We start from the raw sequence: 15545 nt of genomic DNA, 5'->3' as shown, positions 1-15545 counted from the left end.
GACGCTAGCCGGGCATTCCCGCGATGCCGGGACCGGGGTTGTTCCGCCCCGGGAGCGTCAGCACCGGGCCGTCGAAGCGCGCCCGCATCCTGCGGTCGTGCGTGACGGTCACGAGCGTTCCCGCATAGCCCGCGAGTGCCGCCTCCAGCTCTTCCACCAGGCCGGGGGAGAGATGGTTGGTGGGCTCGTCGAGCAGCAGCAGATCGACGGGTCCGGCGAGCAGCAGGGCGAGTTCGAGCCTGCGCCGCTGACCGGTGGAGAGCGTCCGCACCGGCCGGGTCAGATCCCCCGCGTGGAACAGCCCTGTCTCCGACAGCCCGTCCGCCCGCTCCTCGCCGTACACCTGGACCACCGTGCGGCCGTCGGGCACCGGCTCGGCCGTCTGACGCAGGAAGCCGACCCGGGCCGGGCGGACGACCGTGCCCGCGGCGGGTGCCAGCTCGCCCGCCAGCACCTGGAGCAGCGTCGACTTCCCGGCGCCGTTCGGCCCGGTGACCAGCAGCCTGCCGCCTGGTGCGATCTCCAGTGCGTCCAGGGCGAGTCGTCCGGGCACCCGTACGTCCGACAGCCTCACCGGGTCGCTCGACCCGCCCTCGACGCGCGCGGCGAACCGCAGCGGCTGCGGGGGCGGTGGCACCGGGTTCTCGGTGAGCCGGTGCAGTCGCATCCGGGCGTTGCGGATACGGCTCATCGCGCCGTGCGCCCGGGAGCGGGCCCGGAATGCGCCCGCCCCGCTGAACGCCGCAGGGGCTTTGCGGGGGATCGCCGACAGCAGGCCGATGTTGGCGTCGGCCAGCCGTGACTGGCGGTCGACGTCCGCGCGCCATTCCTCATGTGCCCTTGCCCAGCGCGCGCGGGCCGCGGCCCTGGCCGTGAGGAAGCCCGCGTACCCGTTGCCGTAGCGGTGGACGGTCCGTAGATCGTGGTCCACCTCGAGGACGGTGGGGGTGACGCGGTCGAGGAAGGCGCGGTCGTGCGTGACGGCGACGACCGTGCCGCGATGGGCGCGCAGATGCTCTTCGAGCCAGCCGACGGCCTCGTCGTCGAGGTCGTTGGTCGGCTCGTCGAGCAGGAGCAGTTCCGGCGCGGCGGCGAGGGTCGCGGCGAGGGCGAGACGGGCGCGACGGCCGCCGGACAGGGTGCCGAGCCTGCGGTCGGGGTCGAGCGGTGACCGGTCGCCGAGCCGGTGCAGAGCGACGGCGACGCGGCGGTCGGCGTCCCGTACGCCGCGCGCCTCGAATTCGGCGAGCAGCCTCCCGTACTCCGCGGCGCCGACCTCGCCCGAGCGGTGCAGACCGGCTTCCGCGTCGCGTACACGGCGCTCCAGCGCGCGCAGCGGTGCCAGTGCGAGGTCGATCGCGTCGCCGACGCGGGCCGATCCGGGCAGGTCGAGAGTCTGGGCGAGATGGCCCACGCCGCCGGGCGCGACGACGGTGACCGCGCCGTTGTCCGGCTGCTCCGCTCCGGCGAGCAGTCGGAGCAGCGTGGACTTGCCCGAGCCGTTGTCCCCGACCACGCCGGCCTTCTCGCCGGGGCGGAGGGTGAACGAGACCCGGTCGAGGACGACGTGGTTGTCGTAGCGCTTGGTGACGTCGGTGAGGGTGAGCTGGGAGACGGCGGGGGCGGTGGTGACTGGGAACAAGGGCGGCTTCTTCCGTGGACGACAAGACGTCGAGACGAGTCGTTCCGTCTCGTTGGTCGACTGTAAGGCAGCCCCGGGAATCCGGCAAGACGTTTCGTCTCGCGAGGTACCCGGGGCTGTGTCCCTCAGATCACCGTCGGCGGCGGCGTCGCCGCGCCGGGCAGCCGGATCACCGCACGCGTGCCGCCGCCCTCCGCAGGCGCGAGCGCCACGTCACCGCCCGCCTGCTGGACCGTACGGGCCACGATCGACAGACCGAGTCCCGAACCGGGCAGCGAACGCGCCGACGGCGAACGCCAGAACCGCTCGAACACATGCGGAAGTTCCTCGGCCGGAATGCCCGGACCGTGATCGCGCACGGTCAGCTCGCCGCCGCGCAGCCCGACCTCCACGACCCCGTCGGGCGGCGAGAACTTCACCGCGTTGTCCAGCACATTGACGAGCGCCCGCTCCAGCGCCGCCTGTTCACCCCGGACGTACCAGGGCTCGACATCGGCGGCGAACGTCAGCTCGGGACCGCGCAGCCGTGCCCGCTCCAGAGCACCCTCGACGATCTCGTGCAGTGCCACGACCTGCACCTGGCGGCCGTGCGCACCGCTGTCCGGCCGCGACAGCTCCTGCAGGTCGCCGATCAGCGACGCCAGTTCCGTCATCTGTGCCTTCACGGAGGCCAGCAGCGCCCTGCGGTCGTCCGGCGGGATCGCCCGCCCCGTCTCCTCGCTGCGGGCCAGCAGCTCGATGTTCGTCCGCAGCGACGTCAACGGCGTCCGCAGCTCATGGCCGGCGTCGGCGATCAGCTGCTGCTGGAGATCGCGGGAGGACGCGAGCGCGGCGGTCATCGCGTTGAACGACCGTGACAGACGGGCGATCTCGTCGTCGCCCTCTACCGGGATGCGCACGCTGAGATCCTCGGTACGGGCCACATGCTCGACGGCACCGATGAGCCGGTTCACCGGCATGAGCCCGGTCCGCGCGACCCACAGGCCCGCGACACCGGCGCCGACGACGCCGATGCCGGAGACGATGAGGAGGAGCAGGGCGAGATCGTTCAGGGTGCGCTCCGTGTCCCGCAGCGGGAAGCCGATCATCAGCGCGGTGTCCTCGACGATCGCGCCGCCCGGCCCGTCCACGGCGACGGCGGTGGTCAGCACCCGGACCGAACGGCCCTCGGTGTCCGTGCCGTTGCGATAGCTCTCGACGCGCGGATCGGACTGCCGGGCAACGTCCTGGTCGCTGCTCTCGACCCGGACGGCGCCGGCGGAGTCGGCCGCGAAGACGCAGGGCTGCTCGTCGGAGGCCCTCACGAGCTGGAAGTAGTAGTCCTTCGGCCGCCCGAAGTCGGACTGGGGCGTGGCGGAGTCCGGGCAGCTGCGCAGGGTGGCGGCAACACTGATGGCCTGCAGGCCGAGACCCTGCCGCGTGGTGCGCAGCTTGGCGTCCACCTCGTCGTAGAGCTTGCCGCGCACCACGAACCAGCACGCCGTGGAGACGGCCGCGACCGCGATCGCCACCGCTGCCGCCACCAGCAGCGCGAGCCGTGAGCGCAGAGGCAGCGCACGGAACCGTGCGATCACTCCGGACCGCCCGACCGCAGGGCATAGCCGACGCCGCGCACGGTGTGCACCAGGCGCGGCTCACCGGCCGCCTCCGTCTTGCGTCGCAGATACATCACGTACACGTCCAGCGAGTTGGAGCTGGGTTCGAAGTCGAAACCCCAGACGGATTTGAGGATCTGCTCACGGGTCAGCACCTGGCGCGGATGCGCCAGGAACAGCTCCAGCAGCGTGAACTCGGTACGCGTCAGCTCGACACGGCGGCCGCCGCGGGTGACCTCGCGGGTCGCCAGGTCCATGCGCAGATCGCCGAAGGACAGTACGTCCTCGTCGTCGGCGGCCTTCGTGGCCGCCGCGTACGAGCTGCGTCGCAGCAGCGCCCGGATGCGGGCGAACAACTCGTCGAGCTCGAACGGCTTGACCAGGTAGTCGTCCGCGCCGGCGTCCAGGCCGGTGACCCGGTCGCCGACCGTGTCCCGCGCCGTCAGCATCAGGATCGGCACGCGGGACCCGGCGGCCCGCAGCCGGCGAGCCGCGGTCAGGCCGTCCATCCGGGGCATCTGGACGTCGAGAACGATCAGATCGGGCGCATACGCCTCCGCCCGCGCGAGAGCGTCGACGCCGTCGACGGCGACCTCGGTGCCGTATCCCTCGAAGACGAGGGAGCGCTGCAGCGCCTCACGCACGGCGGGTTCGTCGTCGACGATGAGGATGCGCTCGCCTTCAGTCATGGGCCAAGCCTCGCACGCGTCCGGTCGCCCCCTCAGTTGCTGTCGCCGGAGCGCAGGCTGTCCAGGTCGGCCTTGACCGTGTCGACGGGGATCGCGAAGCCGAGTCCGACGCTGCCGGCGGTCGAGCCGCTCGCGGAACTGGGCGAATACATGGCCGAGTTGATGCCGATGATCTCGCCGTTCATGTTGATCAGCGCGCCGCCCGAGTTGCCGGGGTTGAGGGAGGCGTCGGTCTGGATGGCCTTGTAGGTGGTCTTGGAGTCGCCGGTGTCCCCGTTGAACTGCTGCCCGCCGAACTCGAAGGGCCAGTTCTGCCGCGGGTCCTGCTGCTGTTCCCGGTCCTCGTCCTTGGCGACCGTGACGTCCCGGTCGAGCGCGGAGACGATGCCACTGGTGACGGTGCCGGTCAGACCCTCGGGGGAGCCGATCGCGACGACCTCGTCACCGACCTTGACGCTGTCGGAGTCGCCGAGCGTGGCGGCCTTCAGCCCGGAGGCACCCTGGAGCTTGATGAGGGCGAGGTCCTTGTCGGGGTCGGTGCCGACGACGTCCGCGGTGTACGTCTTGCCGTCGCTGAGCTGCACCTTGACGGTTTCGGCGCCGGAGACCACGTGGTTGTTGGTGACGATCTCGCCGTCGGAGGTGATGATCACGCCCGAACCGGTGGACTGGCCGGCGGTGGAGGCGGCGCTGATCTCGACGATGCTGGGGGAGACGGCCTGGGCCACGCCGGCGACCGTGCCCTTGCTGCTCTGCGCGACGGTGGTGCCGGGGACTCCGCTGCTGCCGGTGCCGTCGCTGTCACCGACAAACTTCCCGACGAGGACGGAAGCGCCGCCGCCGATGGCCGCGGCCACGATGGCGACGGCGGCGATGAGGGCGACGGGCCGCTTGGCCCGCGCCCGGTGCGCGGGCCCGCCCGCGCTCTGCACCGCACCACCGGGCGGCTGGTACCCCGCTCCGCCGTCACCGGGCCACACGGTGACGGTGGGCCGCACGGGCTCGTACGGCGGGGGCGGGGGGAGGTAGGCGGGTGCCTGCTGGTGGGGGGCGTCGTCGCCGCTTCGGCGGTAGTGGTCGGTCATGGCACGACTGTCGGGGGTGGAGATGAGAGGAGTCTGAGGTGGTGCTGAGAAGCCCGACAGAAGACTGTATGCCCGATATAAGGGCGCGACGGCGGGCGGGCGTCGGCGGCGAGCGGTTCCGCTCCCCGCCCTTTACCGAAACCGGGCTCCTCCCGGACCCCGTACCGCGCTCCGCGCGGTGTCCTCGAACCCCCTCGCCCTGTGGGCGTGGGGGACCCCAGACGGGCGAAATTGCCTGCAACTCGAGCCCCGCCGGCGATTGAGGCGCGGGGGTACGGGGGCAGAGCCCCCGAAACACCGCGCGGAGCGCGGTACGGGTCCGGGCCCTGCCCCGGTTTCGGGAAGGGGCGGGTAGGGGAAACGCCCGTGCAGCGGACCCCCACCCCCAGCGTGCGGCTACGCGCAGCCGCACGAGCGGCGGATCACCAGACCCGACGGGAACTGGCGCACCCGTTCCCGCCGTGAACCCGCCACCCGAAGGCCGTCGTCCAGGACCAGGTCCACCGCCGCGCGGGCCATCGCCGGACGGTCCGAGGAGATCGTGGTCAGCGGCGGATCCGTCAGCGCCGCTTCCTTCACGTCGTCGAAACCGGCAACCGCCAGCTCGCCCGGTACGTCTATCCGCAGCTCCCGCGCCGCCCGCAGCACACCGAAGGCCTGGTCGTCGGTCGAGCAGAAGATCGCCGGCGGGCGGTCCGGGCCGGCCAGCAGCTTCAGCGCGACCTGGTACGCGTCGTACCTGTTGTACGGCGCCTGGAAGAGCCGTCCCTCCACCGAGCGCCCCGACTCGAGCATCGCCCGGCGCCAGCCCTCGACGTGGTCGGCCACGGGGTCGCCGACCGCGGGGGTGTTCTCGACGCCGCCGAGACACGCGACGTACTCGTGGCCGTGCTCCAGCAGATGCCGGGTCGCCAGCTGCGCGCCGCCGATGTCGTCCGTCACGACCGCGACGTCGTCGATCGCCTCGGGGCGCTCGTGCAGCAGCACGACCCGCGCGTCCCACGCCTCGATCTCGGCCGCGGCCCGCTCGCTCGGACCCTGGCTGACCAGGATCAGGCCCGAGACCCGCATGCCGAGGAAGGCCCGCAGATAGTGGACCTCGCGCTCGTCGCGGTAGTCGGAGTTGCCGACGAGCACCATTTTTCCGCGCTCGGCGGCGGCCTGTTCGACCGCGTGCGCCATTTCGGCGAAGAACGGCTGCCGGGCGTCCGGCACGATCATTCCTATGAGGTCGGTGCGCCGCGAGGCCATCGCCTGCGCGACCCTGTCCGGCCGGTAGCCCAGCTCCTTGATCGCTGCGAGAACCCGCTCGCGCGTGGCCGGGGCAACCGGCCGGGGTCCGTTGTTGATGACGTAGCTGACGACGGCGGTCGAAGTACCCGCCAGTCGCGCTACGTCGTCCCGCGTCACCTTGGCCACGGCGCGAAGTCTACGCGGGGTGACCTACCTCTGGGCAGGGCGTACGCCCGCTTCCTCGGTCTCGGGATCTTCGGCCGTACGGGCTACGGTCGCCGCGGCCTTCGCCTTGGCTTCCTCGGCCGCACGTTCGACCTTCTCGGGGGTGACGAATCGGTAGCCCACGTTCCGGACGGTGCCGATGAGGGATTCGTGCTCCGGGCCGAGCTTCGCGCGCAGCCGCCGCACGTGGACGTCGACCGTACGGGTGCCGCCGAAGTAGTCGTAACCCCAGACCTCCTGGAGCAGCTGTGCCCGGGTGAAGACCCGGCCGGGGTGCTGCGCGAGGTACTTGAGCAGCTCGAACTCCTTGAAGGTCAGGTCCAGGACCCGGCCCTTCAGCTTCGCGCTGTACGTCGCCTCGTCCACCGACAGATCGCCGTTGCGGATCTCCATCGGGGAGTCGTCGGAGGTGATCTGCTGGCGGCCCATAGCGAGCCGCAGCCGTGCTTCCACCTCGGCCGGGCCTGCCGTGTCGAGCAGGACGTCGTCGATGCCCCAGTCCGCGGTGACCGCCGCGAGACCGCCCTCCGTCACCACCAGGACCAGCGGACAGCCGGGGCCGGTGGAACGCAGCAGCTGGCACAGCGACCGCACCTGCGGCAGGTCGCGACGGCCGTCGACCAGGATCACGTCGGCGCCCGGGGTGTCGACGAGGGCGGGGCCCTCGGCGGGAGCCACTCGTACGTTGTGGAGCAGTAGGCCGAGGGCGGGGAGCACCTCCGTCGACGGCTGGAGGGCATTGGTCAGGAGCAGAAGTGAGCTCATCGCGTCCCACCTGTCCTGGTCGTCCTGCTGTCGTCGTGCTCGGTTCGCTCGTCGGTTCGCTCGTCCATGACGTCGGTTCCTCCTCGGTCCCTGCGAGGACGTGCACTGCTTCGTACAGGGCTCTCGCGCGCCTGAGAGCCTTTGTGAGGCATTGTTCACCAGCCCGTAACAACGGCCGGAAAACACAAAAGGACCCGGGGGCTGCATTGCCCGGATCCTCTGCCCAGCAGAATAGCCCACATGAGTTCCGCCGGAGAGGGCCGATTTCACACTGTGGACGTGTCCTCGATCTCTTCCCGCCCCCGACGTGCAACATTGCGTGCCCTCGACGGGGTCGCGATCGAGGCGTTCCACGAGCCGTGCAGGGCGGGCTCCGCGGAGACGGTGATCGTTGTGGCGCACGGGTTCACGGGCTCCGCGGACCGGCCCGCCGTGCGCCGTGCGGCGGGAGTCTTCGCAGCCCAGGCCGGAGTGGTGACCTTCTCTTTCCGCGGGCACGGCCGTTCCGGCGGGGGATCCACCGTCGGAGACCGCGAGGTTCTCGATCTGGCCGCCGCGGTCGAATGGGCGCGTTCTCTCGGATACGCCCGTGTGGTGACGGTCGGATTCTCGATGGGCGGCTCGGTCGTGCTGCGTCACGCGGCGATGTATACGGGGGCCGGCGCGGAGAAGCACGGGGGGCGTGCACAGGCGCGCACCGATGCGGTGGCCGCGGTGAGTGCGCCCGCCCGCTGGTACTACCGGGGTACGGCCCCGATGCGCCGACTGCACTGGGTGGTCACGCGGCCGGTGGGCCGGCTGGTGGGCCGCTACGGCTTCCGGACCCGTATCCATCCACAGGAGTGGGATCCGGTCCCGCTGTCCCCGGTGGAGTCCGTCCCGCTGATCGCGCCGACCCCGCTGCTGATCGTCCACGGCGACAGCGACCCGTACTTCCCGCTCGATCACCCGCGGATGCTGGCCGCGGCGGCGGAGAGCAGTTCGGCCGAACTCTGGCTGGAACCCGGCATGGGCCACGCGGAGAACGCCGCCGACGAGGCGCTGCTCACCCGGCTGGCGGACTGGCTCGTCCGCCGATGACCCATCATGGAGGGCGGCGCGACACGAACGAGAGGAGTGCCGCTATGGCAGCGGGGACCATCCGCTACTGGGCCGCGGCAAAGGCGGCGGCCGGGATCGCGGAGGAGCCGTACGCCGCAGGGACGCTGGCGGAAGCGCTCGACGCGGTGCGCGAACGGCACCCGGGCGAGCTGACCCGGGTACTCCGACGGTGTTCGTTCCTCGTCGACGGTGACCCCGTCGGGACCCGGAGCCATGAGACCGTACGCCTTGCCGAGGGCGGCACGGTCGAGGTGCTCCCGCCGTTCGCAGGAGGGTGAACCGCACAGCATGAGCAGCGATCAGCAGGATCCGTACGGCTACGGGGCCTACGAGCCGTACGGCCGCCAGGCGCCGTACCCGCCGCAGCAGGAGCCCTTCCGGGCCCAGGACCCCGCGCAGGACCAGTACCGGCAGCAGGGGTACGAGGACCCGGGTGCGACGCAGACCTGGCAGGGCGAGACGTGGGACACCCAGTACCAGCCGATCGTGCGCCCGGCGGAGCAGTCCGCTGCCGAGGGCACCTCGTATCTGCCGGTGCAGCCCGTGACCGCGTCCCCGCTGCCGCCCGAGGTGCACGCCGCGCCCGCCCCCGAGCAGCCCGTGAATCCCGCCCCCGAGGGCTACAGCACGCCCACGACCGGTGGCAACGCACGGATCACCGATGCTCAGCGGGCCCGCGCCGAGGGGCGTTCGCCGATCATCCCGCCGGGCATGCAGCCCGCGGGGCTGACCGCGGTGCTCGGTCTGCTGCTCGCCGGCGGTGCGGCGATCGGCACCTATGCGCTGCTGGTCCCGCTGGTGCTGCTGCAGGCGGTGACGGCGGCGGGCTGGTTCCGGCTCAACGGCATGTGGCCCGCGCGGCAGGGCATCGCGCTCGCCTTTGCGGGCGGACTGGCCGCCGATGCCGCGCTGTTGACGGCAGGCCGTGAGAACGCGGCCGCCGCGATCATCGGCACGCTCGGTGTGTGGGTGCTGCTCACGCTGGTGCTCCAGCTGCGCAGTCACGCGGGCGCCGACGAGCGCATGTACGGGCTGATGGCCACGGTCGCCTCGGCCGCGCTCGCGATCCTGGCGACCGGGCATCTCGCCGCAGCCCCCGAGGCGGTGACCGTCGGCGCGGTCGCCGTCGCGGTGACCGTGGTCGCCCGCGCGCTGCCACTGCCCGAAGCCGTGTCCGTCGTGGTGTCGCTGCTGGCCGCGGCCGGGGCGGGCATCGCCGCGGGAGGTCTCACGGACCTGGGCGCCGAGTGCGCGCTGCTCGGGCTCGCGGCCGGGGTGTGCGCCCTGGTCGGGCTTCGGGTGGCGAGCTACGACTACCCCTCGCGCTTCGTCCACATGACGGCGGGCGTCGCTCTCCCGCTGGCCGCGGCCGCCCCGTTGGTCTGGCTGATCGGCCGCGTACTCGTGTAGTCACGCGCCCGAAGGGCTGCTGACATGCTGTCGGAACCAATGGCGCCCCTCGAACGTCGATCATTGAGCAGATGGCGTCGTCCGGCCTGATTCACTCCTGTGGCAGCCGGGGCTACGGAACAGGGTGGGGGACACCGAAAAATGCGTGCGCTGCGAATAGTGCTGATCGTCGCCGTGATCCTGGGCGGCCTCTTCGTCGCCGCCGACCGGCTGACGGTGGGCATGGCCGAATCCGAGACGGCCGACAAGATCAAGAGCAGCCAGGGGCTGTCGGAGACGCCCGAGGTGTCGATCAAGGGCTTCCCGTTCCTCACCCAGGTCATGGGCAAGGAGCTGGACGAGGTCGATGTCAGCCTCGCCGGGATCACCGCCACCGCCGGCGGCCGTGAGGTCAACGTCACCGAGGTGAAGGCCGAGCTGCGCCAGGTGCGGATCGACAGCAGCTTCTCCTCCGCCACCGCCGGCCGCGCCGACGGCTCGGCGAACATCTCCTACGAGGACCTGACCAAGGCCGCTCCCAAGGGCGCCACCGTGAGCTACGCCGGCCGTGAGCGCGCCGCGAGGGGGCAGGTCAAGGTCACCGGTCCGCTCGTCCAGCTGCTGGAGGGCGCGGGCGTTTCCCTGCCGGGCGGGGTGAAGGCGCTGATCGGCGACCAGCAGATCAGCACCTACAGCACTGTCGGTCTGAGCGGCGGCAGCACCGTGCGGCTGAAGGCGGAGGATCTGCCGCAGCTGCCGGTGCCGGGCTTCGACGAGAAGCTCCGCAAGGCGGTCGACTACGACCTGGAGATCGACGGGCTGCCGTCGAGCGTCAAGCTGGACAAGGTCGCGGTGGCGGATTCCGGGGTGCGCTTCTCGGGTACGGGCACGGATGTCGCGTTGACGGGCTGAACCCCGGCCGCATGGTGAGACGGCGGCGTCCGGTGGGCAGATGGGGACGGGTTCGAAGCCTCCGCGCGAGCGGTGGGCGGGGGCTCGTCCCCTTTTTCGTACCGCATAGTGGACGATCGCGTCTCACGATACGACACACCGGTGACATGGCCGTCGAATCGTCCCTACGATCGGACCCATGAAGCAGCGACAGGCGGATCTCACGAAGCGGCGGGCAGTAGACCTGTGCCGCGTCGCCGCCATGCTCTGTCGCCCTGTCTGAGCGGGTTCCCCACCCGTATCCCTCAGGCCCTTCGACCCTCTGTCAGGGCCACCCCGTGCTGATCGACGCGTTTCCCCGCGTACCCGCACATCTCGCGCACCATCCCTCGCGCACCACCGCCGCACACTGCCCCGGAGGAGAAGAAGCATGAGCCGCAGCGACGTCCTGGTAGACGCCGACTGGGTCGAGGCCCACATCGACGACCCGAAGGTTGTCATCGTCGAGGTCGACGAGGACACCTCGGCGTACGACAAGAACCACATCACCAACGCGATCCGCATCGACTGGACCAAGGACCTCCAGGACCCGGTCCGCCGTGACTTCATCGACCAGGAGGGCTTCGAGAAGCTCCTGTCGGCGAAGGGCATCGCGAACGACTCCACCGTCGTCCTCTACGGCGGCAACAACAACTGGTTCGCTTCCTACGCCTTCTGGTACTTCAAGCTCTACGGCCACGGCGACGTCCGCCTGCTCGACGGCGGCCGCAAGAAGTGGGAGCTCGACTCGCGCGACCTGGTTGCCGACGTACCTGCCCGCCCGGCCACCGAGTACAAGGCCAAGGCGCAGGACACCTCCATCCGTGCCTTCCGCGACGACGTCGTCACTGCGATCGGCAGCCAGAACCTGGTCGACGTGCGCTCGCCCGACGAGTTCAGCGGCAAGCTGCTCGCCCCGGCCCACCTCCCGCAGGAGCAGTCGCAGCGTCCCGGCCACGTGCCGAGCGCCCGCAACATCCCGTGGTCGAAGAACGCCAACGACGACGGCACCTTCAAGTCGGACGACGAGCTCAAGGAGCTCTACGCCGACGAGCAGGTCGACCTGGCGAAGGACACCATCGCGTACTGCCGCATCGGTGAGCGCTCCGCGCTGACCTGGTTCGTGCTGCACGAGCTGCTCGGCGTCGAGAACGTCAAGAACTACGACGGCTCCTGGACCGAGTACGGCTCCCTCGTCGGCGTGCCGATCGAACTCGGCGCCAACAAGTAATCCGCTGACCCCGACCCCTGAGGACGAAACATGTGTGGAGCGAAGGCCGGCGGCCCGGACGCCTCGACGATCAAGCCCGGTGAGACCACCATCCAGGGCCAGGTGACCAAGGACGGCGAGCCCGTCGTCGGTTACGTGCGCCTGCTGGACTCGACCGGCGAGTTCACCGCCGAGGTCCCGACCTCGGCGACCGGACAGTTCCGTTTCTACGCGGCCGAGGGCACGTGGACGCTGCGCGCCCTCGTCCCCGGTGCCACGGCGGACCGTACGGTCGTCGCCCAGACGGGCGGCCTCGCCGAGGTCGCGATCGCCGTCTGACGCACGGTACGTGCGGAACTGAAGACCGGCCGAAGGGCCGCACCTCCTGGGGGTTGGACGCTTACCGGGAACGAGGTGCGGCCCTTCGGTCGTGCGGTCCCGCGGTCGTACGCTGAAGGCATGTACGCGCGACGGCGCCGTAACTACTTCCTGATGATGGGCGGATGCCTCGTCCTCTTCGTGTCCGCCTGGGCCGTCGTGCGCCTCTGGTCGGTCCCGGTCGCCGTCGGCATGTGTGTCGTGGCCATGGTCATCCCGCCCGTCGCCGCGATGGTCGCGAACCGGCGGGGACCCGACGACCGCTGGTGGGACGACCCCAGCGGCGACCCGAAGTCCGACGAGTGGTGGGACGAGCTCGACGGCAAGCGCCGCCCGCGTCAGTAGACGAGGGCCTGCACGTCGTCCTGCACCGTCTCGCTGACGAACACCTGCGCGCCCGCGATGCGGACGCCGTCCAGCACGTCCTTCTCGGTGATGTCCCGGCGCGCCGCGCACTGGGTGCACAGCGTGATCCGCCCGCCCGCCCGGATCGACTCGATGAGATCCGGCAGCGGAGCGGCATGCGGCAGCTCGAACTCGGCCGCGCGCCCCGGCAGCGCGAACCACGCGGACTCGCCCGTCAGCCAGAGTGACACCTCCACCCCGCTGGCCACGGCGACGGCGGCCACGGTGAAGGCCTGCGAGCAGCGCTCGGGGGCGTCGGCGCCTGCGGTCACTTTGATCACGAGCTTATTCGGCATATGCCGAACTGTAATGCGCATGGCCACAACCCCGGTGTCGCCTCGTGGGTCAGGGGGGTGCGCGGATTAACGGAATCCGTGCTTCAGGTCTCGTGGGGGGACACTGTTGAACATCGAAGAGCCGGGCGTGGGGCCCGACGAGCAGGTGCCACCTGCTCAGGAGGCACCCGCTCAGGAGCCGGGTGCTCAGGAGCCGCCGGCCCGGCGCCCTCGGCGCGCCGCGCCGACGGTCCTGCTGCTCGCCGTGGCCGCGGTGATCGGAATCAGCGGCGGCACAGCGGTGGGGTACCGCATCCAGGCGGACCGCGCGCCGGACCCGCTCCCCGCACTCAACCAGCCGGGGCTGGCGTACCCCGCCAAGGCGCTTCCGGCGGGCCAGGAGCCCGAGCCGCTCTCCGCGGCGGAGGACAGCCGGGTGAAGACGGACGGCGACCTGCGGAAGCTGCTGGTGCCGAAGCCCAAGGGGGCGCGGGCGTCCGACTTCTGGGCGATCGACGACGGCTGGATGGACCCCGCGGACTACGCCGCGGGTTTCGGGAACCCCGGCCACATATTCGATCAGATGGCAGGCTGGGACATCCGCCGTATCGCGGCGGTCGCGTGGGAGCAGGGGCAGCACAAGCGTGTGGCGGTCCGGCTGCTGCAGTTCCGCTCCGGGTCGGGAGCGATCAGCCACGCGATGGAACAAACCGCGGCCATGCAGGACGCAAAGGGCGAGGCCATCAAGGGCAGCGGTGAGGGCCGCTATTACGTCTCACCGGCGATCAACTCCCGGGGAAGTGGCCCTGTGTACGTGGCACGCGCCGTCTTCCACCGGGGTGATGTGGCAGTCGACCTCGTCGTCTACGACACGAAACGGATCAGCAGGAGCGAGGTCCGCTCGCTGGCCGAACAGCAGCTGGAGCGCCTCTCATGACCTCGTCCATGATCCGTACCGCACTGGCCGCGCTCGTCGCCCTCGCCGCGGCGGGCAGCGCCATCGCCTACAGCGTCGTCACCGTCGACGGAGCGGACCGCACGGTCCCCACCACCGTCTGGGCCGATGCCGAGGAAAAGCCGTCCGACGACCCGGCGGCCAATACCCACAAGGGCAGGACCTCAACTCCGTTGAGCAAGCTGTTGCTTCCGGTACCGGACGGATCCCGGCTCGGCCCGGACTCGGACGAATTCGGCAACGACACCGAGCTGAGCGCCAAGCAGGCGGTCGCCCTGATGAAGGAGCAGGGGCAGGATCTGACCGGCTCCGAACGCCGGAACTTCGAGAAGGAGATCGACGCGCTCGGTCTCACGGGCGTCGGGATCCGTTCGTTCGCCCTGGACGGGTCGTACCTGAATCCCGCCCTGGTCACGGTGCAGATCGTGCAGATGAAGCACAGCCGTGCCCGCGACGCGTTCGAGACCATGACGGAGCTCGCCGAGACGCTTGACCTGGACCGCGGCCCGAAGATCACCGGACACAAGAACTCCGCGTGCTTCGAGACGCCGGAGGTGGAGCTGTTGGAAGGGGCGTCCGAGTACGCCACGGGACTCGCCGGAATGCAGTGTTGGGCGTACGACGCCGGGAACCTGATCAGCGTCGGCGCGACGGGTGAGGCGCCGTTCGACGAGTCCATCGTCGCGGACATGGTGAAGGAACAACTCGACCACATCGCCTCGCCGGGAGAGTACGTATGACCGAGCAGACCGACACCACCACGGCCGTACCCGAGCCCTCCGCCGCCGCCCCGGTCGTCGCCCCGCCGGCACCTGAAGAGGCCCCCGACACCGTCGCCGCCCCGCCGCGCGACCGGCGCGTTCTGCGGGCCGTCGCGCGCTGGACCGCCGCCGTTCTGGTCTGCGGAGGGCTCGGGACGGGCACCGCCTTCGGCATCGCGGGTACGGACCGCTCGGACCTCCCCGGACTCGCCACGAAGAGCGACGGACGCTGGGACTACCCGGAGCTGTCGCTTCCGGCGCTGCCCGCCGGGCATCAGCGGCCGTTCACCGATGGCAACACGTTTGAGATCCACCACGCCGATCTGCGCAAACTGCTGCTGCCCGCGCCGGCCGGAGCCACGGTCGACAAGAAGCTGGACGGCGGCTGGGTGAGCGACGACCAGTACGCGTCCGAGTATGCGAAGGATCACCGCGCCGACCTTCGGCAGGCTCTGTCCGACTACGCCGTCCGGCACATCACCGCACGCGGCTGGACAATGCCCGACGGCACCACGGCCCGTGTCTACCTCCTCCGGTTCCACTCGGGATCGATGGCGGAGCGCTACATGAACGGCACGATTGGCGCCGGACTGTCGCCCGACATGGCGCTGAAGTCGGCCACGGGAGAGGTCGCGATCGACGAGGGCTGGGAGCCGCAGACCCCGGCGGACGGGAAGGCGAAGGTGGCGCTCTACACCGAGGGGAGGCCGTACGGCCCCGAGCACACCCGCCAGGCCTACCTCCAGGCCGGCGACACCGTCGCCCTGATCGTCCACTCCCGCAAGGGCTCTGCTCCCGACGTCCCGTTCCATCAGACCGTCGTTCTGCAGAATCAGCTCCTGGGCTGACGCGCGAGGCAGACCTCACGGCGAGCGCCGGGCCGGACCCCACTAAGCTGGAGTCCGGC

The 15545-nt window shown here is 70.9% G+C and carries 18 protein-coding genes; 11 read left to right on the top strand and 7 right to left on the bottom strand.

Annotated features, from left to right (window positions below):
• Positions 1-4: 4 nt before the first annotated feature.
• From AC067Z_RS31240 to AC067Z_RS31215, 6 genes are all read right to left on the bottom strand, one after another.
• Positions 5-1642: an ABC-F family ATP-binding cassette domain-containing protein gene (locus AC067Z_RS31240; protein WP_478793013.1), complete on the bottom strand. Its 1638-nt coding sequence runs from the start codon at positions 1640-1642 to the stop codon at positions 5-7.
• Positions 1643-1767: 125 nt separating this feature from the next.
• The gene (locus tag AC067Z_RS31235; RefSeq protein WP_478793012.1) at positions 1768-3216 is read right to left on the bottom strand and encodes a sensor histidine kinase; all 1449 of its coding nucleotides are present in this window, start codon (positions 3214-3216) and stop codon (positions 1768-1770) included.
• Positions 3213-3926, bottom strand: a complete 714-nt coding sequence (locus AC067Z_RS31230; protein ID WP_478793011.1) for a response regulator transcription factor — start codon at positions 3924-3926, stop codon at positions 3213-3215. Before AC067Z_RS31230 ends, AC067Z_RS31235 begins: the two co-directional genes overlap by 4 nt.
• A 32-nt stretch (positions 3927-3958) precedes the next feature.
• Positions 3959-5011, bottom strand: a complete 1053-nt coding sequence (locus AC067Z_RS31225) for a S1C family serine protease (protein ID WP_478793010.1) — start codon at positions 5009-5011, stop codon at positions 3959-3961.
• A gap of 396 nt (positions 5012-5407) precedes the next feature.
• Complete coding sequence (locus AC067Z_RS31220; protein ID WP_478793009.1) at positions 5408-6430, bottom strand: LacI family DNA-binding transcriptional regulator; 1023 nt, start codon at positions 6428-6430, stop codon at positions 5408-5410.
• Between the two features lie 24 nt (positions 6431-6454).
• Positions 6455-7234, bottom strand: a complete 780-nt coding sequence (locus AC067Z_RS31215; protein ID WP_478793008.1) for a response regulator transcription factor — start codon at positions 7232-7234, stop codon at positions 6455-6457.
• Between the two features lie 240 nt (positions 7235-7474).
• Here AC067Z_RS31215 and AC067Z_RS31210 point away from each other — a divergent pair, with 240 nt between their 5' ends.
• From AC067Z_RS31210 to AC067Z_RS31175, 8 genes are all read left to right on the top strand, one after another.
• Positions 7475-8314, top strand: a complete 840-nt coding sequence (locus AC067Z_RS31210) for an alpha/beta hydrolase family protein (protein WP_478793007.1) — start codon at positions 7475-7477, stop codon at positions 8312-8314.
• 44 nt (positions 8315-8358) lie between these two features.
• Positions 8359-8613: a MoaD/ThiS family protein gene (locus AC067Z_RS31205; RefSeq protein WP_389396846.1), complete on the top strand. Its 255-nt coding sequence runs from the start codon at positions 8359-8361 to the stop codon at positions 8611-8613.
• Positions 8549-9745 (top strand): hypothetical protein, encoded by a 1197-nt coding sequence (locus AC067Z_RS31200; RefSeq protein ID WP_478793006.1) that lies wholly within the window; start codon positions 8549-8551, stop codon positions 9743-9745. Before AC067Z_RS31205 ends, AC067Z_RS31200 begins: the two co-directional genes overlap by 65 nt.
• Positions 9746-9886: 141 nt before the next feature.
• The gene (locus AC067Z_RS31195) at positions 9887-10636 is read left to right on the top strand and encodes an LmeA family phospholipid-binding protein (protein WP_478793005.1); all 750 of its coding nucleotides are present in this window, start codon (positions 9887-9889) and stop codon (positions 10634-10636) included.
• Between the two features lie 178 nt (positions 10637-10814).
• A complete protein-coding gene (locus AC067Z_RS31190; RefSeq protein WP_353850233.1) occupies positions 10815-10898 on the top strand; it encodes an Ms5788A family Cys-rich leader peptide in 84 nt (27 codons plus the stop codon).
• Positions 10899-11045: 147 nt separating this feature from the next.
• Entirely contained in the window at positions 11046-11885 is an 840-nt protein-coding gene (locus AC067Z_RS31185; RefSeq protein WP_478793004.1) for a sulfurtransferase, read from the top strand.
• 30 nt (positions 11886-11915) lie between these two features.
• The gene (locus AC067Z_RS31180; RefSeq protein WP_478793003.1) at positions 11916-12203 is read left to right on the top strand and encodes a DUF1416 domain-containing protein; all 288 of its coding nucleotides are present in this window, start codon (positions 11916-11918) and stop codon (positions 12201-12203) included.
• A gap of 120 nt (positions 12204-12323) precedes the next feature.
• Complete coding sequence (locus AC067Z_RS31175; RefSeq protein WP_468280845.1) at positions 12324-12587, top strand: DUF3099 domain-containing protein; 264 nt, start codon at positions 12324-12326, stop codon at positions 12585-12587.
• Here AC067Z_RS31175 and AC067Z_RS31170 read toward each other — a convergent pair.
• Positions 12581-12943 carry a DsrE family protein gene (locus tag AC067Z_RS31170; protein ID WP_478793002.1) on the bottom strand — a complete coding sequence of 121 codons (363 nt, stop codon included), beginning with the start codon at positions 12941-12943 and terminating at the stop codon, positions 12581-12583. The two genes, AC067Z_RS31175 and AC067Z_RS31170, sit on opposite strands and share 7 nt — an antisense overlap.
• A 106-nt stretch (positions 12944-13049) precedes the next feature.
• On the opposite strand from AC067Z_RS31170, the gene AC067Z_RS31165 reads away from it, so the two are divergent.
• The 3 genes from AC067Z_RS31165 to AC067Z_RS31155 are packed head-to-tail and all read left to right on the top strand — an operon-like array spanning position 13050 to position 15486.
• A complete protein-coding gene (locus AC067Z_RS31165; protein ID WP_478793001.1) occupies positions 13050-13859 on the top strand; it encodes a hypothetical protein in 810 nt (269 codons plus the stop codon).
• A complete protein-coding gene (locus tag AC067Z_RS31160; protein WP_478793000.1) occupies positions 13856-14617 on the top strand; it encodes a hypothetical protein in 762 nt (253 codons plus the stop codon). The genes AC067Z_RS31165 and AC067Z_RS31160 overlap by 4 nt, the downstream gene beginning before the upstream one ends.
• Entirely contained in the window at positions 14614-15486 is an 873-nt protein-coding gene (locus AC067Z_RS31155; protein ID WP_478792999.1) for a hypothetical protein, read from the top strand. The genes AC067Z_RS31160 and AC067Z_RS31155 overlap by 4 nt, the downstream gene beginning before the upstream one ends.
• The last annotated feature ends 59 nt before the right edge of the window (positions 15487-15545 follow it).

It is taken from the genome of Streptomyces sp. NPDC043812 (assembly GCF_056436245.1).
Note: the sequence above shows the minus strand (reverse complement) of the source record. Positions and strands in the feature narration are given on the sequence as shown.